The sequence below is a fragment of the Mesorhizobium sp. WSM4809 genome, from assembly GCF_055811655.1.
The window spans coordinates 1-20,012 of the sequence record NZ_JBVVQW010000003.1; the positions used below are offsets into that span (position 1 = coordinate 1).

General features: G+C 61.5%; 33 protein-coding genes. 32 read left to right on the forward strand and 1 reads right to left on the reverse strand.

What is annotated here, in order from left to right; translation table 11 throughout:
* From AC0L24_RS07965 to rplQ, 28 genes are all read left to right on the forward strand, one after another.
* The coding region (locus AC0L24_RS07965) for an EF-Tu C-terminal domain-related protein (RefSeq protein ID WP_455749504.1) at positions 1-84 on the forward strand (84 nt) is incomplete at its 5' end.
* A gap of 69 nt (positions 85-153) precedes the next feature.
* Entirely contained in the window at positions 154-462 is a 309-nt protein-coding gene (gene rpsJ / locus AC0L24_RS07970) for a 30S ribosomal protein S10 (RefSeq protein WP_010909272.1), read from the forward strand.
* A 61-nt stretch (positions 463-523) separates the two neighbouring features.
* Positions 524-1,252, forward strand: coding sequence for a 50S ribosomal protein L3 (gene rplC, locus AC0L24_RS07975; protein ID WP_013531422.1), 729 nt, complete (start codon positions 524-526; stop codon positions 1,250-1,252).
* Positions 1,252-1,872: a 50S ribosomal protein L4 gene (rplD, locus tag AC0L24_RS07980; RefSeq protein WP_013531423.1), complete on the forward strand. Its 621-nt coding sequence runs from the start codon at positions 1,252-1,254 to the stop codon at positions 1,870-1,872. Before rplC ends, rplD begins: the two co-directional genes overlap by 1 nt.
* Positions 1,869-2,162 (forward strand): 50S ribosomal protein L23, encoded by a 294-nt coding sequence (locus tag AC0L24_RS07985; RefSeq protein ID WP_013531424.1) that lies wholly within the window; start codon positions 1,869-1,871, stop codon positions 2,160-2,162. Before rplD ends, AC0L24_RS07985 begins: the two co-directional genes overlap by 4 nt.
* Positions 2,163-2,184: 22 nt before the next feature.
* The gene (gene rplB, locus AC0L24_RS07990) at positions 2,185-3,018 is read left to right on the forward strand and encodes a 50S ribosomal protein L2 (protein WP_024505067.1); all 834 of its coding nucleotides are present in this window, start codon (positions 2,185-2,187) and stop codon (positions 3,016-3,018) included.
* A gap of 16 nt (positions 3,019-3,034) precedes the next feature.
* A complete protein-coding gene (rpsS, locus tag AC0L24_RS07995; RefSeq protein WP_006205463.1) occupies positions 3,035-3,313 on the forward strand; it encodes a 30S ribosomal protein S19 in 279 nt (92 codons plus the stop codon).
* Between the two features lie 2 nt (positions 3,314-3,315).
* Complete coding sequence (rplV, locus tag AC0L24_RS08000; RefSeq protein WP_006205462.1) at positions 3,316-3,705, forward strand: 50S ribosomal protein L22; 390 nt, start codon at positions 3,316-3,318, stop codon at positions 3,703-3,705.
* Positions 3,705-4,430, forward strand: a complete 726-nt coding sequence (gene rpsC / locus AC0L24_RS08005; RefSeq protein WP_013531426.1) for a 30S ribosomal protein S3 — start codon at positions 3,705-3,707, stop codon at positions 4,428-4,430. The genes rplV and rpsC overlap by 1 nt, the downstream gene beginning before the upstream one ends.
* A 27-nt stretch (positions 4,431-4,457) precedes the next feature.
* Entirely contained in the window at positions 4,458-4,871 is a 414-nt protein-coding gene (rplP, locus tag AC0L24_RS08010; protein ID WP_013531427.1) for a 50S ribosomal protein L16, read from the forward strand.
* Positions 4,872-4,884: 13 nt separating this feature from the next.
* Positions 4,885-5,085, forward strand: a complete 201-nt coding sequence (gene rpmC / locus AC0L24_RS08015) for a 50S ribosomal protein L29 (RefSeq protein ID WP_006205459.1) — start codon at positions 4,885-4,887, stop codon at positions 5,083-5,085.
* An 11-nt stretch (positions 5,086-5,096) separates the two neighbouring features.
* A complete protein-coding gene (gene rpsQ / locus AC0L24_RS08020; RefSeq protein ID WP_010909280.1) occupies positions 5,097-5,336 on the forward strand; it encodes a 30S ribosomal protein S17 in 240 nt (79 codons plus the stop codon).
* A gap of 83 nt (positions 5,337-5,419) precedes the next feature.
* Positions 5,420-5,788 (forward strand): 50S ribosomal protein L14, encoded by a 369-nt coding sequence (gene rplN / locus AC0L24_RS08025; protein WP_006205457.1) that lies wholly within the window; start codon positions 5,420-5,422, stop codon positions 5,786-5,788.
* A gap of 12 nt (positions 5,789-5,800) precedes the next feature.
* Entirely contained in the window at positions 5,801-6,115 is a 315-nt protein-coding gene (gene rplX / locus AC0L24_RS08030; protein ID WP_013531428.1) for a 50S ribosomal protein L24, read from the forward strand.
* Positions 6,108-6,686 carry a 50S ribosomal protein L5 gene (rplE, locus tag AC0L24_RS08035; RefSeq protein WP_127270613.1) on the forward strand — a complete coding sequence of 193 codons (579 nt, stop codon included), beginning with the start codon at positions 6,108-6,110 and terminating at the stop codon, positions 6,684-6,686. Before rplX ends, rplE begins: the two co-directional genes overlap by 8 nt.
* A gap of 27 nt (positions 6,687-6,713) precedes the next feature.
* Positions 6,714-7,019: a 30S ribosomal protein S14 gene (gene rpsN, locus AC0L24_RS08040; RefSeq protein ID WP_013895695.1), complete on the forward strand. Its 306-nt coding sequence runs from the start codon at positions 6,714-6,716 to the stop codon at positions 7,017-7,019.
* A 12-nt stretch (positions 7,020-7,031) separates the two neighbouring features.
* On the forward strand, positions 7,032-7,430 hold the full coding sequence (gene rpsH / locus AC0L24_RS08045; RefSeq protein WP_013531431.1) for a 30S ribosomal protein S8: 399 nt from the start codon (positions 7,032-7,034) through the stop codon (positions 7,428-7,430).
* 89 nt (positions 7,431-7,519) lie between these two features.
* Positions 7,520-8,053 (forward strand): 50S ribosomal protein L6, encoded by a 534-nt coding sequence (gene rplF, locus AC0L24_RS08050; RefSeq protein ID WP_127810386.1) that lies wholly within the window; start codon positions 7,520-7,522, stop codon positions 8,051-8,053.
* 124 nt (positions 8,054-8,177) lie between these two features.
* Positions 8,178-8,537 carry a 50S ribosomal protein L18 gene (gene rplR / locus AC0L24_RS08055; protein ID WP_027038735.1) on the forward strand — a complete coding sequence of 120 codons (360 nt, stop codon included), beginning with the start codon at positions 8,178-8,180 and terminating at the stop codon, positions 8,535-8,537.
* A 148-nt stretch (positions 8,538-8,685) separates the two neighbouring features.
* Positions 8,686-9,249: a 30S ribosomal protein S5 gene (rpsE, locus tag AC0L24_RS08060; protein ID WP_127810387.1), complete on the forward strand. Its 564-nt coding sequence runs from the start codon at positions 8,686-8,688 to the stop codon at positions 9,247-9,249.
* A gap of 24 nt (positions 9,250-9,273) precedes the next feature.
* Positions 9,274-9,471: a 50S ribosomal protein L30 gene (rpmD, locus tag AC0L24_RS08065; RefSeq protein ID WP_006205449.1), complete on the forward strand. Its 198-nt coding sequence runs from the start codon at positions 9,274-9,276 to the stop codon at positions 9,469-9,471.
* Positions 9,472-9,493: 22 nt separating this feature from the next.
* On the forward strand, positions 9,494-9,970 hold the full coding sequence (gene rplO / locus AC0L24_RS08070) for a 50S ribosomal protein L15 (protein ID WP_013531434.1): 477 nt from the start codon (positions 9,494-9,496) through the stop codon (positions 9,968-9,970).
* Between the two features lie 192 nt (positions 9,971-10,162).
* Entirely contained in the window at positions 10,163-11,503 is a 1,341-nt protein-coding gene (gene secY / locus AC0L24_RS08075) for a preprotein translocase subunit SecY (protein ID WP_027038734.1), read from the forward strand.
* Entirely contained in the window at positions 11,500-12,096 is a 597-nt protein-coding gene (locus AC0L24_RS08080) for an adenylate kinase (protein ID WP_013531436.1), read from the forward strand. Before secY ends, AC0L24_RS08080 begins: the two co-directional genes overlap by 4 nt.
* Before the next feature lie 210 nt (positions 12,097-12,306).
* Positions 12,307-12,675 carry a 30S ribosomal protein S13 gene (rpsM, locus tag AC0L24_RS08085; protein ID WP_013531437.1) on the forward strand — a complete coding sequence of 123 codons (369 nt, stop codon included), beginning with the start codon at positions 12,307-12,309 and terminating at the stop codon, positions 12,673-12,675.
* Positions 12,676-12,836: 161 nt separating this feature from the next.
* A complete protein-coding gene (rpsK, locus tag AC0L24_RS08090) occupies positions 12,837-13,226 on the forward strand; it encodes a 30S ribosomal protein S11 (RefSeq protein WP_006205444.1) in 390 nt (129 codons plus the stop codon).
* 102 nt (positions 13,227-13,328) lie between these two features.
* Positions 13,329-14,339: a DNA-directed RNA polymerase subunit alpha gene (locus AC0L24_RS08095; protein ID WP_023812081.1), complete on the forward strand. Its 1,011-nt coding sequence runs from the start codon at positions 13,329-13,331 to the stop codon at positions 14,337-14,339.
* Between the two features lie 104 nt (positions 14,340-14,443).
* Complete coding sequence (rplQ, locus tag AC0L24_RS08100) at positions 14,444-14,875, forward strand: 50S ribosomal protein L17 (RefSeq protein WP_013531439.1); 432 nt, start codon at positions 14,444-14,446, stop codon at positions 14,873-14,875.
* A 22-nt stretch (positions 14,876-14,897) separates the two neighbouring features.
* Here rplQ and AC0L24_RS08105 read toward each other — a convergent pair whose 3' ends face one another.
* Entirely contained in the window at positions 14,898-15,602 is a 705-nt protein-coding gene (locus AC0L24_RS08105; RefSeq protein ID WP_127396165.1) for a hypothetical protein, read from the reverse strand.
* Positions 15,603-15,686: 84 nt separating this feature from the next.
* On the opposite strand from AC0L24_RS08105, the gene AC0L24_RS08110 reads away from it, so the two are divergent.
* The 4 genes from AC0L24_RS08110 (at position 15,687) to crcB (ending at position 19,973) form a co-directional block, all read left to right on the forward strand.
* The gene (locus tag AC0L24_RS08110; RefSeq protein WP_473563633.1) at positions 15,687-17,174 is read left to right on the forward strand and encodes a DegQ family serine endoprotease; all 1,488 of its coding nucleotides are present in this window, start codon (positions 15,687-15,689) and stop codon (positions 17,172-17,174) included.
* A gap of 48 nt (positions 17,175-17,222) precedes the next feature.
* Positions 17,223-18,530: a replication-associated recombination protein A gene (locus AC0L24_RS08115; RefSeq protein WP_127810389.1), complete on the forward strand. Its 1,308-nt coding sequence runs from the start codon at positions 17,223-17,225 to the stop codon at positions 18,528-18,530.
* A 171-nt stretch (positions 18,531-18,701) separates the two neighbouring features.
* The gene (locus tag AC0L24_RS08120) at positions 18,702-19,532 is read left to right on the forward strand and encodes an aspartyl/asparaginyl beta-hydroxylase domain-containing protein (RefSeq protein WP_127396447.1); all 831 of its coding nucleotides are present in this window, start codon (positions 18,702-18,704) and stop codon (positions 19,530-19,532) included.
* 66 nt (positions 19,533-19,598) lie between these two features.
* Positions 19,599-19,973, forward strand: coding sequence for a fluoride efflux transporter CrcB (gene crcB / locus AC0L24_RS08125; protein WP_127810390.1), 375 nt, complete (start codon positions 19,599-19,601; stop codon positions 19,971-19,973).
* Positions 19,974-20,012 lie beyond the last annotated feature (39 nt).

A 20,012-nucleotide genomic window follows, 5' to 3' on the forward strand; every position in this document is an offset into this window, starting at 1 on the left:
GCCATGGAAGAGAAGCTGCGCTTCGCTATCCGTGAAGGCGGCCGCACCGTCGGTGCCGGCATCGTCGTCACCATCAAAGAGTAATTTGGACTTAAACCGATCTGTCGCGGGCGCGGGAGTTGCCCGCGCCGCGCCAGAACAAGGAAGTGACGCATGAACGGACAGAATATCCGCATCCGCCTTAAGGCGTTTGACCACCGCGTGCTCGACGCCTCGACGAAGGAAATCGTGTCGACGGCCAAGCGTACCGGCGCAAACGTCCGCGGCCCCATTCCGCTGCCGACGCGGATCGAAAAGTTCACGGTCAACCGGTCGCCTCACGTCGACAAGAAGAGCCGCGAGCAGTTCGAGATGCGCACGCACAAGCGTCTGCTCGACATCGTCGATCCGACCCCGCAGACGGTCGATGCTTTGATGAAGCTCGATCTGGCCGCCGGCGTCGACGTCGAGATCAAGCTCTAAGGGAATGAGAGCGCGGTAAGGGGCGGTGCCCCTGGCCCGGAACTCTAAAGGAATTGAACCGATGCGTTCAGGTGTGATTGCAAAGAAGGTGGGAATGACCCGCATCTACAACGATGCCGGGGAACATGTTCCCGTCACCGTTCTCCTGATGGAGAACTGCCAGGTCGTGGCCCAGCGCACGCAAGAGAAGAATGGCTACACCGCCGTTCAGCTCGGCGTTGGCCTTGCCAAGGTGAAGAACACGTCGAAGGCGATGCGCGGCCATTTCGCGACCGCTTCCGTCGAGCCGAAGGCGAAGGTCGCCGAGTTCCGCGTCTCCGCCGACAACATGATCGATGTCGGCGCCGAGATCACCGTCGAGCACTTCGTCGCCGGCCAGAAGGTCGATGTGACGGGCACGACGATCGGCAAGGGCTTTCAGGGCGTCATCAAGCGCCACCACATGGGCGGTGGCCGTGCAACGCACGGTAACTCGGTTTCGCACCGTACGCACGGTTCGACCGGCCAGCGTCAGGACCCGGGCAAGGTGTTCAAGGGCAAGCATATGGCTGGCCACATGGGCGACACCCGCGTCACCACGCAGAATGTCGAGATCGTATCGACCGACGCCGACCGCGGCCTGATCCTGATCCGCGGTGCGGTTCCCGGATCGAAGGGCGCCTGGATCCTGGTCCGCGATGCGGCCAAGGTGGCACTGCCGGCCAATGCGCCGAAGCCTGCCGCGATCCGCGCCGTTGCTGCCGAAAGTGGCGCCAAGAACGAGGCTCCGGCCACAGAGGGAGCGGAATAATGGATCTCAAGATCACAACGCTGGGCGGCAAGGACGCCGGCAAGGTGGAACTCTCCGACGAGATTTTCGGCCTTGATCCGCGCGAAGACATCCTGCAGCGCGTCGTGCGCTGGCAGCTTGCCAAGAAGCAGCAGGGCACGCACAAGACCAAGGGTCGCGCCGAGATCGCGCGCACCGGCGCCAAGATGTACAAGCAGAAGGGTACGGGCCGCGCCCGTCACCATTCGGCACGCGCTCCGCAGTTCCGCGGCGGCGGCAAGGCCCACGGCCCGGTCGTTCGCAGCCACGAGCACGAACTGCCGAAGAAGGTTCGTGCTCTCGGCCTCAAGCATGCTCTCTCGGCCAAGGCCAAGAGCGCGTCGATCATCATCATCGACGAGCTGAAGCTGACCGAGGCCAAGACGAAGGCGCTGATCGCGAATTTCGCGACGCTGGGCCTGACCAACGCTTTGCTGATCGGCGGCGCCGAGCTTGACAAGAACTTCAAGCTGGCGGCGACGAACATCCCCAACATCGACGTGCTGCCCATCCAGGGCATCAACGTCTACGACATTCTGCGCCGCGGCACGCTGGTCCTTTCGAAGGCCGCCGTCGAGGCTCTCGAGGAGCGTTTTAAATGACCGACCTTCGTCATTACGACGTGATCGTCTCGCCGGCGATCACCGAAAAGTCGACCATGGCCTCCGAGCAGAACAAGGTCGTCTTCAACGTCGCCAAGAAGGCGTCGAAGCCGGAAATCAAGGCCGCCGTCGAAGCGCTGTTCGGCGTCAAGGTGATGGCCGTGAACACGCTTGTCCGCAAGGGCAAGATCAAGCGCTTCCGTGGCACGGTTGGCCGCCAGAGCGACGTCAAGAAGGCGGTTGTGACGCTGGCCGATGGTCAGTCGATCGACGTCGCGACGGGTCTCTGAGCAAGGCCGCGAGGACAGAACAATGGCACTGAAAAAATTCAACCCGGTAACGCCCAGCACCCGTCAGCTGGTCATCGTCGACCGCTCGGGTCTTTACAAGGGCAAGCCCGTCAAGGGTCTGACCGAAGGCCTGACCAAGTCGGGCGGCCGCAACAATCACGGTCGCATCACCGCCCGCTTCATCGGCGGTGGTCACAAGCGTTCGTACCGCATCATCGACTTCAAGCGCCGCAAGTTCGACGTCGTCGGCACGGTCGAGCGCATTGAATACGATCCGAACCGCACCGCCTTCATCGCGCTGATCAAGTATGACGATGGCGAGCTGTCCTACATCATCGCTCCGCAGCGTCTGGCTCCCGGCGACAAGATCGTCTCCGGTGAATCGGTAGATGTGAAGCCGGGCAATGCGATGCCGCTGGCTTCGATGCCGGTCGGCACCATCGTCCACAACATCGAGCTGAAGCCGGGCAAGGGCGCTCAGGTCGCCCGTTCGGCAGGTGGTTACGGTCAGCTGGTCGGTCGTGACCAGGGCATGGCGATCCTGCGCCTCAATTCGGGCGAGCAGCGTGTCGTTCACGGCTCCTGCATGGCCACTGTCGGCGCCGTGTCCAATCCGGACCACGGCAACATCAATGACGGCAAGGCCGGTCGCACGGTTTGGCGTGGCAAGCGCCCGCACAATCGCGGCGTGACCATGAACCCGGTCGACCATCCGCACGGCGGCGGCGAAGGCCGCACTTCGGGTGGCCGCCATCCGGTTTCGCCCTGGGGCAAGCCGACCAAGGGCAAGAAGACGCGGTCCAACAAGGCGACCGACAAGTTCATCCTGCGCTCGCGCCATCAGCGCAAGAGCTAAGAAGAGGTAACGCCAAGTGACTCGTTCGATTTGGAAAGGCCCCTTCATTGACGGCTACCTTCTCAAGAAGGTGGACAAGGTTCGTGAAGGTGGTCGCAATGAGGTGATCAAGATGTGGAGCCGTCGCTCCACCATCCTGCCGCAGTTCGTCGGCTTCACCTTCGGTGTCTACAACGGCCAGAAGCATGTTCCCGTCTCGGTGAACGAGGACATGGTCGGTCACAAGTTCGGTGAATTCGCTCCGACCCGGACCTATTACGGTCACGGCGCGGATAAGAAGGCGAAGAGGAAATAATCATGGGCAAGGCCAAAGCTCCGCGCAGGCTTGCTGATAACGAAGCGCGCGCCGTATTGCGCACGATCCGTATCAGCCCGCAGAAGCTGAACCTCGTTGCCGCGCTGATCCGCGGCAAGAAGGTCGCGACAGCGCTTTCCGATCTCGAATTCTCGGCCAAGCGGATTTCCGGCACGGTCAAGAAGACGCTGGAATCGGCAATCGCCAACGCGGAAAACAACCACGACCTGGATGTCGATGCGCTGATCGTGGCGGAAGCCTATGTCGGCAAGTCGATCGTCATGAAGCGGTTCCATGCCCGTGGCCGCGGTCGCGCCAGCCGTATCGAGAAGCCGTTCTCGCACCTCACGATCGTCGTTCGTGAAGTCGAAGAAAAAGGGGAGGCCGCATAATGGGCCAGAAAGTCAATCCGATCGGTCTTCGCCTCGGCATCAACCGCACCTGGGATTCGCGCTGGTTCGCGAACACCGGCGAGTACGGCAAGCTGCTGCATGAGGACATCAAGATCCGCAAGTATCTCGAGAAGGAGCTCAAGCAGGCTGCCATCTCGAAGGTCGTGATCGAGCGTCCGCACAAGAAGTGCCGCGTCACCATCCACGCCGCGCGCCCGGGTCTGATCATCGGCAAGAAGGGCGCCGACATCGAGAAGCTTCGCAAGAAGCTGATGGAGATGACGAAGTCCGAGACGCACCTCAACATCGTTGAAGTGCGCAAGCCGGAAATCGACGCGACCCTGGTCGCCCAGTCGATCGCCCAGCAGCTCGAGCGTCGTATCGCGTTCCGCCGCGCCATGAAGCGTGCCGTTCAGTCGGCGATGCGCCTCGGGGCCGAAGGCATCCGCATCAACTGCGCCGGCCGCCTCGGCGGCGCCGAGATCGCGCGCATGGAATGGTATCGCGAAGGCCGCGTGCCGCTGCATACTCTGCGTGCGGACGTCGACTACGGTACGGCCGAAGCGCACACGGCTTATGGCATCTGCGGCGTCAAGGTCTGGGTGTTCAAGGGCGAAATCCTTGAGCATGACCCGATGGCTTCGGAGCGTCGGGCCAGCGAAAGCGACGCAGCGCATGGCGGTGGTGGTGATCGCGAACGCGGTCGTCGTCGCGAAAACGCCTGAGACATTTAGGAATTTGGAGTTAGAACGATGCTGCAGCCAAAGCGCACAAAGTTCCGCAAGCAGTTCAAGGGCCGTATCCATGGTACCGCAAAGGGCGGCACCAACCTGGATTTCGGTGGTTTCGGGCTGAAGGCGCTTGAGCCGAACCGCGTCACCGCACGTGAGATCGAGGCGGCCCGCCGCGCGATCACGCGTGAAATGAAGCGCGCTGGTCGCGTCTGGATCCGTATTTTCCCGGACGTGCCGGTCACTTCGAAGCCGACCGAAGTCCGCATGGGTAAGGGCAAGGGTGCGGTCGACTACTGGGCGGCGCGCGTCAAGCCGGGCCGTATCATGTTCGAGATCGACGGCGTCAATGAAGAAACCGCCCGTGAGGCACTGCGTCTCGGCGCGGCCAAGCTCTCGGTCAAGACGCGCTTCGTGCAGCGCATCGCAGAATAAGGACGGGCTGATCATGAAAGCCGAAGACATCCGGACCAAGACCCAGGACCAGCTGACCGACGACCTGGCCAGCCTGAAGAAGGAGCAGTTCAACCTGCGCTTCCAGAAGGCCACCGGCCAGCTCGAGAAGACCGCGCGCGTGAGACAGGTCCGTAAGGATATTGCGCGTATCAAGACCATCGCTGCGGAAAAGTCCGCGGCTAAGAAGGCTTAAGGACGAAAACCATGCCAAAGCGCATTCTGCAGGGCACCGTCGTCAGCGACAAGAACGAGAAGACGGTTGTCGTCAAGGTCGAACGGCGCTTCACGCATCCCGTGATGAAGAAGACCGTGCGCATGACCAAGAAGTACAAGGCGCACGACGAGAACAACGCCCACAAGGTTGGCGATCAGGTGTTCATCCAGGAATCGAAGCCGATTTCCAAGGACAAGCGCTGGATCGTCGTGTCTTCGGACCAAGCCTGACCTCGGGCGTAAACAACGAATTTTGGACAGACCGGGGAGGGGCTTTGAGCCCATCCCGTTAGAAGAGAAGAAGGCGGCCAGTCATGATTCAGATGCAAACAAACCTCGACGTCGCGGATAATTCCGGCGCCCGTCGTGTCATGTGCATCAAGGTGCTGGGCGGCTCGAAGCGGAAATACGCTTCCGTGGGCGACATCATCGTGGTGTCGATCAAGGAAGCCATTCCGCGCGGCCGCGTAAAGAAGGGCGATGTGATGAAGGCGGTCGTGGTTCGCACGGCCAAGGACATCCGCCGCCCGGACGGCAGCGTGATCCGTTTCGACAAGAACGCGGCCGTTCTCGTCGACAACAAGAAAGAGCCGATCGGCACGCGTATCTTCGGACCGGTTCCGCGCGAACTCCGCGCCAAGAACCACATGAAGATCATCTCGCTCGCGCCTGAAGTGCTGTAAGGAGCCGGACCAATGCAAAAGATTAGAAAAGGCGACAAGGTCGTCGTGCTGGCCGGCAAGGACAAGGGCCGTTCGGGCGAAGTCCTCTCGGTGCAGCCGAAGGAAGACACCGCGCTGGTGCGCGGCGTCAACATGATCCGTCGTCACCAGAAGCAGTCCCAGTCCCAAGAGGGCGGGATCATCACCAAGGAAGCGCCGATCCAGCTGTCGAACATCGCGCTGGCCGACCCCAAGGATGGCAAGCCGACCCGCGTCGGTTTCATCTTCCAGAAGGACGGCAAGAAGGTGCGCGTCGCCAAGCGCTCGGGAGAAGTCATCAATGGCTAAGGCTCAATCCAAGCAGGCGACCGCGAACAACACGCCGCGCCTCAAGCAGGTCTACAACGAGACCATCCGCAAGGCGTTGCAGGAACAGTTCGGCTACGACAACGAGATGCAGGTTCCGCGCATCGACAAGATCGTGCTGAACATGGGCGTTGGCGAAGCGACCGCCGATTCCAAGAAGCCTTCGATCGCGGCCGAAGACCTGGCGATGATCGCCGGCCAGAAGGCCGTCGTCACCCGCGCCCGCAACTCGATTGCCGGCTTCAAGGTCCGCGAGAAGATGCCGATCGGCGCCAAGGTCACGCTGCGCAAGGAACGCATGTACGAGTTCCTCGACCGTCTCGTGAATATCGCACTGCCACGCGTCCGCGACTTCCGCGGGCTCAATCCGAAGAGCTTCGATGGCCGTGGCAACTACGCCATGGGCATCAAGGAACACATCGTGTTCCCGGAGATCAACTACGACAAGGTTGATCAGATCTGGGGCATGGACGTCATCGTTTGTACGACTGCGAAGACGGACGACGAAGCCAGGGCATTGCTCAAGGCTTTCAACTTCCCCTTCCGCCAGTAACGGCAGCGAGAAAAGGAAAAATCTGAAATGGCAAAGACCAGCTCAGTCGAGAAGAACAACAGGCGCCGCAAGCTTGCCGACCAGTACGGTCCCAAGCGCGCTGCCCTGAAGGCGATCATCATGGATCAGTCCAAGCCGATGGAAGAGCGTTTCCGCGCTCAGCTCAAGCTTGCCGCCATGCCGCGCAACTCGGCCAAGATCCGCATCCGCAACCGCTGCGAAGTCACCGGCCGTCCGCGCGCCTACTATCGCAAGCTCAAAGTATCGCGCATCGCGCTTCGTGATCTCGGCAATAACGGCCAGATCCCGGGCCTGGTCAAGTCGAGCTGGTAAGGAGGACATAACATGTCATTGAGCGATCCTCTCGGCGATATGCTGACCCGCATCCGCAACGCGTACGGCCGCAAGAAGTCGAGCGTTTCGACGCCGGCTTCGCGTCTGCGCACCCGCGTCCTCGACGTGCTGAAGGCTGAAGGCTATATCCGCGATTACAGCCAGACCGACTTCGACAACGGCAAGTCCGAAATCGAGATCGAGCTGAAGTATTTCGACGGCGCGCCGGTCGTGCGCGAAATCGCCCGCGTCTCGAAGCCAGGCCGCCGCGTCTATGTTTCGGCCAAGTCGATTCCGCAGGTCGCCAACGGCCTCGGCATCGCCATCCTTTCGACACCGAAGGGCGTGATGGCCGACCATGAAGCACGTGAACAGAACGTCGGCGGTGAGATTCTCTGCCAGATCTTCTGATCTGGCAGTTGACCGCAAAGTGGAATCCGGTCTCCGGATCGTTCCCGAAGACAGAGACCTGAAACAAGAGAAGTGACGAGGACAACAAAATGTCTCGTATTGGAAAGAAACCCGTTTCGCTGCCGCAGGGCGTGACCGCGACCGTCAACGGCCAGACCGTGACGGCGAAGGGCCCCAAGGGTGAGCTGAAGTTCGTGGTGAACGACGAAGTGCTGGTCAAGATGGAAGGCAGCGAGATCGCTGTCCTGCCGCGCGACCAGACCAAGACCGCCCGCTCCAAGTGGGGCATGTCGCGCACGCAGATCGTCAACATCCTGCAGGGCGTCAAGGACGGTTTCGAGAAGAAGCTCGAGATCACCGGCGTCGGCTATCGCGCGGCACTTCAGGGCAAGAACCTGCAGCTGGCGCTTGGCTTCAGCCATGACGTCGTCTATGAGACGCCGGCCGGCATCACCATTACCGTGCCGAAGCCGACCGAAATCACCGTGGCCGGCATCGACAAGCAGCAAGTCGGCCAGGTTGCGGCCGAGATCCGCGAGTATCGCGGTCCCGAGCCCTACAAGGGCAAGGGCGTCCGCTATGCCGGCGAGAAGATCGTCCGCAAGGAAGGCAAGAAGAAGTAGCGGGCCTGGCCTCGAGAAGTTGAGGCCAAGCCAAGAAGTGTAACGCCGCGGGGAGCGGTCGCGGGAGGCGCTTTCGCCTACCGCATATGGCGGCCCCCGTTTTTTGAAGGCAAGGAAGACCATCATGGGTACCAAGGAATCCACGCAGCGCCGCGCGCAGCGCGTCCGTCGTCAGATCAAGAAGGTCGCCGGCGAGCGTCCGCGTCTGTCGGTCCACCGCACGTCGAAGAACATCTACGTGCAGGTCATCGACGACGCCAAGGGCCACACCATCGCTGCCGCTTCGACGCTCGAGAAGGACCTCAAGGGTTCGCTCAAGACCGGCGCCGACACCGCCGCCGCCGCCGCGATCGGCAAGCTGATCGCCGAGCGCGCCACCAAGGCCGGCGTCAAGGAAGTCGTCTTCGACCGCGGTGCCTACATCTATCACGGCCGCGTCAAGGCGCTCGCCGAGGCTGCCCGCGAAGGTGGCTTGAGCTTCTAAGCATAGTCCCGAAAAGTTGCAGACTTTTCGGATAGGGATTATGCGAAGGAATTGATTTCGCCCCCGGTGACCGTTTCCCGATTTATTCGGGGCGAGGCACCGGATCTTATCAGCAACCGTGCTTCCGGAAAAAAACAAGGAACAGGATATGGCACAGGAACGTAGGGATGGCGGCCGCGGCCGCGATCGTGAAGAACGCGATGACGGCATGGTGGACAAGCTCGTCCACATCAACCGCGTCGCCAAGGTCGTCAAGGGCGGCCGTCGCTTCGGTTTTGCAGCACTCGTCGTCGTCGGCGACCAGAAGGGCCGCGTCGGCTTTGGTCACGGCAAGGCGCGCGAAGTGCCGGAAGCCATCCGCAAGGCAACTGAATCGGCCAAGCGCGACATGATCTTCGTGCCGCTGCGCTCGGGCCGTACGCTGCATCACGACGTCGAAGGACGCTGGGGTGCTGGACGCGTGCTGCTGCGCGCCGCCAAGCAAGGTACCGGCATCATCGCCGGTGGCCCGATGCGCGCTGTCTTCGAGACGCTCGGCATGCATGACGTGGTCGCCAAGTCGATGGGTTCGTCGAACCCCTACAACATGGTTCGCGCCACCTTCGACGCGCTGAAGAGCCAGATGCATCCCAAGGATGTGGCTGCTGCTCGCGGCATCAAGTATTCGACCCTTCAGGCCCGCCGCGGCAACGCCGTTGCGGCTGAAGAATAGTCGATCTGACCAGGGATTTTGACCATGGCCAAGAAAGCAACCAAGACCATCACCGTTGAGCAGATCGGTTCGCCGATCCGCCGTCCGAAGGAGCAGCGCGCGACGCTGGTCGGCCTCGGCCTCAACAAGATGCACAAGCAGCGCACGCTGGAAGATACGCCCTCCGTGCGCGGCATGATCGCTGCCGTCCAGCATCTCGTCCGCGTCGTGGACGAGGGCTGAGCCAGAGCGCAGGAGAACTCAGATGAAACTCAACGATCTGCGTGACAAGGACGGCGCGACGCACTCCAAGAAGCGTCTCGGCCGTGGTATCGGCTCCGGCTCCGGCAAGACCGGCGGTCGCGGCGTCAAGGGCCAGAAGGCGCGCTCCGGCGTCGCCATCAACGGCTTCGAGGGCGGCCAGATGCCGCTCTACCGGCGCCTGCCGAAGCGTGGCTTCAACAACATCTTCGCCAAGAGCTTCACCGTCGTGTCGCTGGCCCGCATCCAGGTGGCCATCGACGCCAAGAAGCTCGACGCCAAGGCGACCGTGACGGCTGAATCGCTGGTTGCCGCCGGCGTCATCCGCCGCGTCAAGGACGGCGTGCGCATCCTCTCGGACGGCGAGATCAAGGCGAAGCTCGCCTTTGACGTTGCCGGCGCCTCCAAGGCCGCTATCGAAAAGATCGAAAAGGCCGGCGGTTCGGTCAAGCTGCCGCAGGAAAAGGCAGCTGCCGAGTAACGGCAATTTGAAGCGCGATCGGCAGGAGTGGGATCCGTTTTTGCTCACGATTGCGCTTTGATCTGCTCAACGAGGCGGCCGCGTCAACGCGGCCGCTTGCATGTTTAGAGCCCGGAGCTTATCTCGTGAGCTTCGGTGAAACGCGCCGCCTGACCTCAGGGCCATCAAGCGTTACCAAGCGGAGAATCAGGCATGGCTTCGGCTGCTGAACAATTAGCCTCGAATCTGAATTTCTCGGCCTTCGCCAAGGCGGAGGATTTGAAGAAGCGCATCTGGTTCACGATCGGCGCGCTGCTTGTTTATCGCCTCGGCACCTACATCCCGCTTCCCGGTATCAATCCCGACGCCTTCGCCCAGGCCTTCTCTTCGCAGAGCAAGGGCGTGCTTGGCATGTTCAACATGTTCGCCGGCGGCGCCGTGCAGCGCATGGCGATCTTTGCGCTCGGCATCATGCCTTACATCTCCGCCTCCATCATCATGCAGCTGATGACTTCGGTCATCCCGTCGCTGGAAGCGCTGAAGAAGGAAGGCGAACAGGGCCGCAAGGTCATCAACCAATACACGCGCTACGGCACGGTGCTGCTTGCGCTGGTTCAGGCCTATGGCATTTCTGTCGGTCTGGAAGGCGGCAACGGCATCGTCAGCGATCCCGGCATGTTCTTCCGCATCTCGACCGTCGTCACGCTGGTCGGCGGCACCATGTTCCTGATGTGGCTGGGCGAGCAGATCACCGCGCGCGGCATCGGCAACGGCATTTCGCTGATCATCTTCTCCGGCATCGTCGCCGGCCTGCCGCACGCCATCTCCGGCACGCTGGAGCTTGGCCGCACCGGCGCGCTGTCGACCGGCCTGATCCTGGCGATCATCGTGCTGGCCGTCGTCGTCATCGCGCTCATCGTGTTCTTCGAGCGAGCCCAGCGCCGCTTGCTGATCCAGTACCCGAAGCGCCAGGTCGGCAACCGCATGTTCCAGGGCGATACCTCGCATCTGCCGCTGAAGCTCAACACGTCGGGTGTCATTCCGCCGATCTTCGCCTCGTCGCTGCTGTTGCTGCCGGCCACCGTCGCGGGCTTCTCGCAGACGGCCAACATGCCGGCCTGGGCCAGCACCATCCTGGCCGCGCTCGGCCATGGCCAGCCGCTCTACATGGCATTCTATGCGGCGATGATCGCGTTCTTCGCCTTCTTCTACACTGCGATTGTCTTCAACCCGAAGGACACCGCCGACCAGCTCAAGAAGCATTCGGGCTTCATCCCGGGCTATCGTCCGGGCGAGCGCACCGCCGATTACATCGATTACGTTCTCACCCGCATCACCGTCGTCGGCGCCATCTATCTGGTGCTGGTGTGCCTGTTGCCGGAGTTCCTGATCTCGGCGACTGGCGTACCATTCTACCTTGGTGGCACATCGCTTCTGATCGTGGTCAGTGTCACGCTCGATACGGTTGCGCAGATTCAGGGGCACCTGATTGCGCACCAGTATGAAGGCCTGATCAAGAAGTCGAAGCTGCGCGGGGGGAAGAAAGCCAGATGAGGTTGATATTGCTTGGGCCGCCAGGAGCGGGCAAGGGGACGCAAGCACAAAGACTGGTAGAAAAACACGGCATACCCCAGCTCTCGACGGGCGACATGCTGCGTGCTGCCGTCCAGGCAGGCACCGAAGTCGGCAAGCGCGCCAAGGCGGTGATGGATGCCGGTGAACTGGTGTCCGACGCGATCGTCAACGCGATCGTCGCCGAGCGTATCGATCAGCCCGACTGCGCCAAGGGGTTCATCCTCGACGGTTATCCGCGGACCCTGGTGCAGGCGGATGCGGTCGAGCAGATGCTGTCGGATCGCTCCCAGGGCCTCGACGCCGTCATTGAGCTCGTGGTCGACGACAAGGCCCTGGTTGGCCGGATCGTCAAGCGCGCCGACGAGGCGCAGGCCGCCGGCCTTCCCGTTCGCAAGGACGACAACCCGACCGTGTTCGAAGAGCGCCTGAGGGAATACTACAAGAAGACGTCGCCGCTGATTGGCTACTACTATGCCAAGGGCAAGCTCCGCAGTGTCGACGGCATGGCCGATATCGACGCCGTGACGGAACAGATCGAAGCGGTGCTCAAGGACGCAGTGCGGGGAAATTAACGATTGCACTTGACGGAGGCGGTTCGCTGCGGTATGGCGGCCCGTCTTCCTATCAGGCATGAGCTTTGCTTGTCCGCAAGGGCAAGGCAGCCGCATTGAACTGGAAACTCCCGCATGGGCCGGCCTCCACCGGACGCGGGGCAACTTAAGACAGCGCCGTGCCCGCCTCGTTTTTGAGGATTGGCCGGCCCACATGGAGAAGGGAAGAACATGGCTCGTATAGCCGGCGTCAACATTCCGACCAACAAGCGCGTTGTCATTGCGCTTCAATACATTCACGGCATTGGCAAGCGGTTCGCCCAGGAGATCGTCGACAAGGTCGGCATCCCGGCCGAGCGCCGCGTCAACCAGCTGACCGACGCGGAAGTGCTGCAGATCCGCGAAACCATCGACCGCGATTACCAGGTTGAAGGCGACCTGCGCCGCGAAGTCTCGATGAACATCAAGCGGCTCATGGACCTCGGCTGCTACCGCGGCCTGCGTCACCGCCGCTCGCTGCCGGTCCGCGGCCAGCGCACGCATACCAATGCGCGCACCCGCAAGGGCCCGGCCAAGTCGATCGCCGGCAAGAAGAAGTAATTTTTTAGGGGAATAAGGGAGTAGGGGAGTAAGGCAGTAGGGAATGCCCGCCAGTCGGGTCGCACTTTTCCCTACTCCCTTACTGCCCTATTCCCCTACTCCCTTACGAAGGTGGAGCCGCTGGCATTACGGCGGTGTAGAGATCAACTGAAAGGACTATCATGGCCAAGGAAGCCGCTCGTGTTCGCCGTCGCGAACGCAAGAACATCTCGTCGGGCGTTGCCCACGTCAATTCGACCTTCAACAACACGATGATCACCATCACCGACGCGCAGGGCAATTCGATTGCCTGGTCGTCGGCCGGTGCCCAGGGCTTCAAGGGTTCGCGCAAGTCGACCCCGTTCGCTGCCCAGATGGCTGCCGAGGATGTTGCCAAGAAGGCCCAGGAACACGGCATGCGCATGCTCGAAGTCGAGGTCTGCGGACCCGGCTCCGGTCGTGAATCGGCACTGCGCGCCCTGCAGGCGGCCGGCTTCACCATCACCTCGATCCGTGATGTGACGCCGATCCCGCACAATGGCTGCCGCCCGCGCAAGAAGCGTCGCGTCTAAGCATTTACCGAACGCCGCGCGAGCGCCTTTGGGCGCTCCTCCGCGGCATTCCAGGTCGCCCGCCACGATTGGATGGTGGCGGGTCAACGGAAGGAAAGCATCATGATCCAGAAAAATTGGCAGGAACTGATCAAGCCGAACAAGATCGAGTTCTCGTCGAAGAAGAAGACGCTGACCACGCTGGTCGCCGAGCCTCTCGAGCGTGGCTTTGGCCTGACGCTGGGCAACGCGCTGCGCCGCGTGCTTCTGTCTTCGCTGCGCGGTGCGGCTGTTACCGCCGTGCAGATCGACGGCGTTCTGCATGAATTCTCGTCCATCGCCGGCGTGCGCGAGGACGTGACCGACATCGTCTTGAATATCAAGGAAATCGCCATCCGCATGGAAGGCGATGGTCCCAAGCGCATGGTCGTTCGCAAGCAGGGACCGGGTGCTGTTCTTGCCGGCGACATCCAGACGGTTGGCGACGTCGAGATCCTCAACCCCGACCACGTCATCTGCACGCTGGACGAAGGCGCTGAAATCCGCATGGAATTCACCGTCGACACCGGCAAGGGTTACGTGCCGGCCGACCGCAACCGCGCCGAAGACGCGCCGATCGGCTTGATCCCGGTCGACAGCCTTTATTCGCCGGTCAAGAAGGTCTCCTACAAGGTCGAGAACACCCGCGAGGGCCAAGTTCTCGACTATGACAAGCTGACCATGACGATCGACACCGACGGTTCGATCACCGGCGAGGACGCGGTGGCTTTCGCCGCCCGCATCCTGCAGGACCAGCTCGGCCTGTTCGTCAACTTCGACGAGCCGCAGAAGGAAGTCGCCGCCGAGGCCGTCACCGAGCTCGCCTTCAACCCGGCGCTGCTCAAGAAGGTCGACGAACTCGAGCTTTCGGTGCGTTCGGCCAACTGCCTGAAGAACGACAACATCGTCTATATCGGCGACCTGATCCAGAAGACCGAAGCCGAGATGCTGCGCACCCCGAACTTCGGCCGCAAGTCGCTGAACGAGATCAAGGAAGTCCTGGCGGCGATGGGCCTGCACCTCGGCATGGAAGTGCCGGACTGGCCGCCGGAAAACATCGAAGACCTCGCTAAGCGTTACGAAGACCAATATTGAGCATGAATTCCAAGGATGGGCGGCGTGGGCCGCTCGATCCGACGGTCATGCGGAAAACCATCAGAGGCCACGGCCTCTTGAACAACTGAAGAAGGAAAAGAGCCATGCGCCACGGTTTCAAAGGCCGTCGCTTCGCACGAAGCATTAGCCATCGCAAGTCGATGTTCGCCAACCTCGCCGTGTCGCTGCTCGAGCACGAGCAGATCGTCACGACCTTGCCGAAGGCGAAGGACCTGCGTCCGATCGTCGAGAAGCTGGTGACGCTCGGCAAGCGCGGCGACCTGCATGCCCGCCGCCAGGTCATTGCCCAGATCGGCAATGAAGGCGTCGTCAAGCGTCTGTTCGACACCATCGCGCCGCGCTACGCCAACCGCAATGGCGGCTATCTGCGCATCATGAAGGCGGGCTTCCGTCACGGTGACAACGCCGCCATGGCCGTCATCGAGTTCGTCGATCGCGACGTTTCGGCCAAAGGCGCCGGCGACCGCGCTCGCATCGAAGCCGAAAGCGCTGACGCGGACGCCGCAGCCGCATAAGGCTCGGTTTTCCCAAATGAGTTCAAAGGGGCCTGCGGGCCCCTTTTTTGTTTGCCGATGTTTGCTGTCCATCGGCCAGCGCCAGGTACTGGCTTCCGCTCAACAGCTTCCAATCGAATGCACCCGGTACCTCTTCAGTCTTCGGGTAAGGATATGAATAGATACTGTCGAGGACGGCTCGAGAATCGATTTTCGCCATCGCTTGCGACGGGGAGGAGGCCTTCAAATAGGTTTCGGCATCTTGGTTGCCGATGAAGTCGGCAGCCACATGAAAATTTATCTGAATCGGTCCGGCGCAGATGTTCATCCCGATGTCATGGCCGGATGCCGCGTAGAAAACCTTGGCCTGATCTGGAGTCCAAAGGCCGGCACCCAGGAACTCTGATGGCTTTGTCTTTCCGCTGAACCCGTCCAGGGAGAGTGCAAAGCGAGTGGTGAGAGCCTCCAAATCGCCTTTGAGGTAACTGGCCTGCTCAATTTGAAACCAGTTCATCTGGCGAGGCGGCGTGATATCAAAGGAAATTTCGAGCTTTCCGAACGTCCAGTAATCTGGATCGACATGCTCAGGCATGCCGAGCACTTCGACAATCTCGGCCATTGTCATGTCGGGGGAGATCGGCCCCAAGCTACCGGTCTTCAAAAAGTCACGGAAAGACAGGAGTTGTTTTTTCATCAGGGCCACGAGGTTTTCGGTTTCAAGGTCAGCTGTAGCTGTTTTGCTGCCCAAAATAGTCGGATTTCAGCGGCTTAGCCTTTCATTTTGCACAATCGTCGGGACAATGCCCCCGAACTTGCCTTGGAGGATTCGCGAATGCGCGCCAGAAGACTGCCCCTTGTTCTGCTTTTCGCCATCATGGCGTTTGCGGCCGCACCGGTGGTCAGGCAGGCATTGGCCGAGGAGACGAAGACCGATCCCGGCCTGTCCGATGTGCTGACCGACCTGCTGCATGGCGTGGAAGGCGAAAACGCCACGGCTGGTCCCGACAAGCGCGTACCCTTCGGCCGCGAGGAGGTGCAATTGTCGTTTGCGCCGCTGGTCAAGCAGACAGCCCCGGCCGTGGTCAACGTCTATGCCTCGCAGACGGCCAAGGTCACGTCGCCTTTCGACGGCGATCCGTTCTTCGAGGAATTCTTCGGTCGCTCGCAGCCGCGTGCACAGTCTTCGCTCGGCTCCGGCGTGCTGGTCGATCCGACCGGCGTCGTGGTCACCAATTACCACGTCATCAAGGATGCCGACCGGGTCAAGGTGGCGACCGCTGATGGGCGTGAGTTCGACAGCAAGGTGCTGCTCAAGGACGAGACACTCGACCTCGCCGTGCTCAAGATCACCTCGGACAAGCCGTTTCCGGTTATCGCCATCGGCGATTCCGACGCGCTTGAGGTCGGCGACCTGTTGCTGGCCATCGGCAACCCCTTCGGCGTCGGCCAGACCACCACCAGCGGCATCGTCTCGGCACTGGCCCGCAGCCATATCGGCGTCTCCGATTCCAGCTTCTTCATCCAGACCGACGCCGCCATCAATCCTGGCAATTCCGGCGGCGCGCTGATCAACATGGGCGGCCAGCTGGTCGGCATCAACACCGCCATCTACAGCCGCAGCGGCGGTTCGATCGGCATCGGCTTCGCCATTCCCTCGAATATGGTCCGCGCTTTTGCCGACGCGGCCAAGGCCGGGCTCGACTTCTTCGAGCGGCCCTATATCGGCGCCGAGTTCGAAGCGGTGACGCCGCAGATCGCCGAATCGCTCGGCATGGAGAAGCCGACCGGTGCGCTGGTCTCGTCGGTCGAAGCGACCGGTCCGGCCGGCAAGGCAGGACTCAAGCCCGGCGACGTGGTGCTGCAACTCAATGGCAAGCCGGTCGAGAGCATCGAGGCGCTGGACTACCGGATGGCGACGCTGTCGATCGGCACCACCGCCAATTTCGCGGTTTTGACCAAGGGCCAGCAGGCGGCGATGGATATTGCGCTGGAGCGTGCTCCGGAAGGCATGAAAGCTGCCGAGGTGACGCTGCATGGCCGCAGCCCGTTTTCGGGCGCCAAGGTCGCGGAGCTGTCGCCCCGGCTCGCGCAGCGGCTTGGCCTGCGCACGGACATCAAGGGCGTCACCGTGGTCGACATCAACCGCGATTCTCCGGCCGCCGATTTCGGCTTCCAGCCGGGCGACATCGTGCGCGAGGTGAACGGCACCACCATCAATACCGCGGCGACCCTGGAGTTGGCGGCCAGGACGGATACGCGCTGGTGGCGCTTTACCGTCGAGCGTGGCGGGCAGATAATGCGTCAGGTGTTGCGTTATTAGGGCTGGGTTCCGTGCATTCGGGCTCATGCTCCAACGAAAAAGAAGTGCATGGCCGATCTGTTCAGCGTCGATGAACCGGAAAAGACCCCGCCCGGGCGGCCGCTGGCCGACAGGCTGCGGCCGAGAAACCTTGGCGAGGTCGTCGGCCAGGAGCATCTGACCGGCCCTGACGGCGCGCTGACCCGGTTGATCGGTTCCGGCTCGCTCGGCTCGATGATCTTCTGGGGGCCGCCCGGCACCGGCAAGACCACCGTGGCGCGCCTGCTTGCCGGCGAAACCAGCCTGGCCTTCGAGCAGATATCGGCTGTCTTTTCCGGCGTCGCCGACCTGAAAAAGGTGTTCGAAGCGGCCAAATTGCGCCGCACCAATGGCCGCCAGACCTTGCTGTTCGTCGACGAGATCCATCGCTTCAACCGTGCCCAGCAAGACAGCTTTCTCCCGGTCATGGAGGACGGGACAGTCGTGCTGGTTGGCGCCACGACCGAAAACCCGTCCTTCGAACTGAATGCCGCTTTGTTGTCACGCGCGCGCGTTCTGGTCTTCCATTCGCTTGGCGAGGAGAGCATCTCCAAGCTGATGGTGCGGGCGGAGGAGACCGAGGGCAGGGCGCTGCCGCTCGACGACGAGGCGCGGACCATGCTCATCCGCATGAGCGATGGCGACGGCCGGGCCTCGCTGACGCTCGCGGAAGAAGTCTGGCGGGCAGCCAAACCCGGCGAGGTCTTCGATCCCCAGGGACTGCAGCGCATCGTCCAGCGCCGCGCGCCGATCTACGACAAGGGCCAGGACGGCCATTACAATCTGATCTCGGCGCTGCACAAATCGGTACGCGGTTCAGACCCTGACGCGGCTCTCTACTATCTCGCACGCATGTTCGATGCCGGCGAGGATCCGCTCTATCTAGGCCGCCGGCTGGTGCGCATGGCGATGGAAGACATCGGCCTTGCCGACCCGCAGGCGCTTGTCGTCGCCAATGCCGCCAAGGATGCCTATGATTATCTTGGCTCGCCCGAGGGCGAGTTGGCGTTTGCCGAGGCCACCGTCTATCTCGCCACCGCGCCCAAATCCAACGCCGTCTACAATGCTTTCAAGGCTGCCACGCGGGCCGCGAAGGAACACGGCTCGCTGCTGCCGCCCAAGCACATCCTCAACGCACCGACAAAGCTGATGAAAGAGGAGGATTACGGCGCCGGCTATCGTTACGACCATGACGAGCCGGATGCCTTTTCGGGGCAGGATTATTTTCCCGAGAAGATGGGCCGCCAGACCTTCTATGATCCGCCCGAGCGCGGCTTCGAGCGCGACATCAGGAAGCGGCTCGACTATTGGGCGAAGCTGCGCAAGGAGCGGGAGTAGCAGGCTTGCGTGAGGCCGTTGACCAGATCCACCAGGCAGCCAGCCGGCCACGATAGCAGGGCCGTTGTGTGGTAACCCAAAAAACCTTATCAAGGCGCACGACCGGGCGGTGGTCGTTGCCGTGATTTGGGCACTTCATTCGCAACAGGATCGCGCTCCGCGCGTGGAAAAATGACAAAAACCCTTCGCAAGTCCCTTCGCAAATTCGCCATTGCCATCCCGCTTCTCGCCCTTGGCTTCTATTTCATTCCCATCCTGACGACGATCTTCATCATCTGCGGCCTGATCGACGTGCTGCGCAACGACCGCAAGGATCTGTCGCTGTTCTCAGGCTATTTTCTCGGCAACGGCCTGTTCACCTGGCTGCTTTCGCCGTTCAATCTGCTGGTCGACCTCTTGTGCTACAGAAATCCAGGTGTCTGGAAGCTGGAGCAGTTTCCCGCCGACTATCAGCGCGAGGTCAACGAGGTCCTGGACATCTTCAAGGCGCGCAAGGATGAGATCATTGCCGATATCGACGCCAATTTCGGCGCCGGCCGGCGCGGCATGTATGTCTACCAGTGGTACGGCAAGCACAGGATCGACAACGTCGCCGAGTTCAACAAGGATTTCAAATACATCAAGACCATAGCCGTTTCCGTCTTCAGCAAGCGCGAATCGACCTCCTGGCATTTCGGCCCGCTGCGGCTCAGCCTGCGCATTCTCTACAATCTGATCCCGGTTAAGTCGGAGATTTTCGTCGAGTGCGGCAACGTCAAGAATTATTGGTACGACAATCCGCTGTTCATCTTCGACGACACGCTGCTGCATCGCTCGGTCAACGAGTATGACGGACGCCGCTACTGCGTGTTCATGGACATCATCCGGCCGTCTCCGGTTCCCAGACTGATCGCGGGCATGCTCTCAATCGTCTCGGTCAGCGTCGAGCGCATCAATTCCATGTTCTACAAGAACTGGAAGATGATCGGTTCGACCAAGCCGAAGAATGCCGAGACGACCTGAGCAGGCAATCGCTCAATGCAGCTGGCGGCATCGGCTGAATTTGAATAGCCCGGGGAAGTACCGAAGATGTTCAATCTGCTTCTCGTCGTCGTCGGTGGCGGCATCGGCGCCGGAATTCGTCACCTTGCCAACATCGGCGCGCTGCGTTTTGTCGGCCCCAGCTATCCCTGGGGCACGATGGCCATCAACATCATTGGCTCCTTCGCCATGGGGCTGTTCATCGCCTCCATGATGCGCCGTGGCGGATCGAACGAGGTCAGGCTGTTCGTTGCTACCGGCATTCTCGGCGGCTTCACCACCTTCTCCGCCTTTTCGCTCGATTTCGCGACGCTGTGGGAGCGGGGAGCCACGCTGCCTGCGCTGGGTTATGCCCTTGCCAGCGTCATTGGCGCCATTATCGCCCTGTTTCTGGGACTTTGGCTCGCAAGAAGCCTGCCTTAGTGCTATTGCCGCGCCAAGAACAGGCCGAGCTTCGCTCGG

Bases quoted from the DNA above. Each gene is read 5' to 3' on its own strand.
- rpsJ (WP_010909272.1), top strand. From the start codon at position 154: ATGAACGGACAGAATATCCGCATCCGCCTTAAGGCGTTTGACCACCGC.
- rplC (WP_013531422.1), top strand. From the start codon at position 524: ATGCGTTCAGGTGTGATTGCAAAGAAGGTGGGAATGACCCGCATCTAC.
- rplD (WP_013531423.1), top strand. From the start codon at position 1,252: ATGGATCTCAAGATCACAACGCTGGGCGGCAAGGACGCCGGCAAGGTG.
- AC0L24_RS07985 (WP_013531424.1), top strand. From the start codon at position 1,869: ATGACCGACCTTCGTCATTACGACGTGATCGTCTCGCCGGCGATCACC.
- rplB (WP_024505067.1), top strand. From the start codon at position 2,185: ATGGCACTGAAAAAATTCAACCCGGTAACGCCCAGCACCCGTCAGCTG.
- rplV (WP_006205462.1), top strand. From the start codon at position 3,316: ATGGGCAAGGCCAAAGCTCCGCGCAGGCTTGCTGATAACGAAGCGCGC.
- rpsC (WP_013531426.1), top strand. From the start codon at position 3,705: ATGGGCCAGAAAGTCAATCCGATCGGTCTTCGCCTCGGCATCAACCGC.
- rplP (WP_013531427.1), top strand. From the start codon at position 4,458: ATGCTGCAGCCAAAGCGCACAAAGTTCCGCAAGCAGTTCAAGGGCCGT.
- rpmC (WP_006205459.1), top strand. From the start codon at position 4,885: ATGAAAGCCGAAGACATCCGGACCAAGACCCAGGACCAGCTGACCGAC.
- rpsQ (WP_010909280.1), top strand. From the start codon at position 5,097: ATGCCAAAGCGCATTCTGCAGGGCACCGTCGTCAGCGACAAGAACGAG.
- rplN (WP_006205457.1), top strand. From the start codon at position 5,420: ATGATTCAGATGCAAACAAACCTCGACGTCGCGGATAATTCCGGCGCC.
- rplX (WP_013531428.1), top strand. From the start codon at position 5,801: ATGCAAAAGATTAGAAAAGGCGACAAGGTCGTCGTGCTGGCCGGCAAG.
- rplE (WP_127270613.1), top strand. From the start codon at position 6,108: ATGGCTAAGGCTCAATCCAAGCAGGCGACCGCGAACAACACGCCGCGC.
- rpsN (WP_013895695.1), top strand. From the start codon at position 6,714: ATGGCAAAGACCAGCTCAGTCGAGAAGAACAACAGGCGCCGCAAGCTT.
- rpsH (WP_013531431.1), top strand. From the start codon at position 7,032: ATGTCATTGAGCGATCCTCTCGGCGATATGCTGACCCGCATCCGCAAC.
- rplF (WP_127810386.1), top strand. From the start codon at position 7,520: ATGTCTCGTATTGGAAAGAAACCCGTTTCGCTGCCGCAGGGCGTGACC.
- rplR (WP_027038735.1), top strand. From the start codon at position 8,178: ATGGGTACCAAGGAATCCACGCAGCGCCGCGCGCAGCGCGTCCGTCGT.
- rpsE (WP_127810387.1), top strand. From the start codon at position 8,686: ATGGCACAGGAACGTAGGGATGGCGGCCGCGGCCGCGATCGTGAAGAA.
- rpmD (WP_006205449.1), top strand. From the start codon at position 9,274: ATGGCCAAGAAAGCAACCAAGACCATCACCGTTGAGCAGATCGGTTCG.
- rplO (WP_013531434.1), top strand. From the start codon at position 9,494: ATGAAACTCAACGATCTGCGTGACAAGGACGGCGCGACGCACTCCAAG.
- secY (WP_027038734.1), top strand. From the start codon at position 10,163: ATGGCTTCGGCTGCTGAACAATTAGCCTCGAATCTGAATTTCTCGGCC.
- AC0L24_RS08080 (WP_013531436.1), top strand. From the start codon at position 11,500: ATGAGGTTGATATTGCTTGGGCCGCCAGGAGCGGGCAAGGGGACGCAA.
- rpsM (WP_013531437.1), top strand. From the start codon at position 12,307: ATGGCTCGTATAGCCGGCGTCAACATTCCGACCAACAAGCGCGTTGTC.
- rpsK (WP_006205444.1), top strand. From the start codon at position 12,837: ATGGCCAAGGAAGCCGCTCGTGTTCGCCGTCGCGAACGCAAGAACATC.
- AC0L24_RS08095 (WP_023812081.1), top strand. From the start codon at position 13,329: ATGATCCAGAAAAATTGGCAGGAACTGATCAAGCCGAACAAGATCGAG.
- rplQ (WP_013531439.1), top strand. From the start codon at position 14,444: ATGCGCCACGGTTTCAAAGGCCGTCGCTTCGCACGAAGCATTAGCCAT.
- AC0L24_RS08110 (WP_473563633.1), top strand. From the start codon at position 15,687: ATGCGCGCCAGAAGACTGCCCCTTGTTCTGCTTTTCGCCATCATGGCG.
- AC0L24_RS08115 (WP_127810389.1), top strand. From the start codon at position 17,223: ATGGCCGATCTGTTCAGCGTCGATGAACCGGAAAAGACCCCGCCCGGG.
- AC0L24_RS08120 (WP_127396447.1), top strand. From the start codon at position 18,702: ATGACAAAAACCCTTCGCAAGTCCCTTCGCAAATTCGCCATTGCCATC.
- crcB (WP_127810390.1), top strand. From the start codon at position 19,599: ATGTTCAATCTGCTTCTCGTCGTCGTCGGTGGCGGCATCGGCGCCGGA.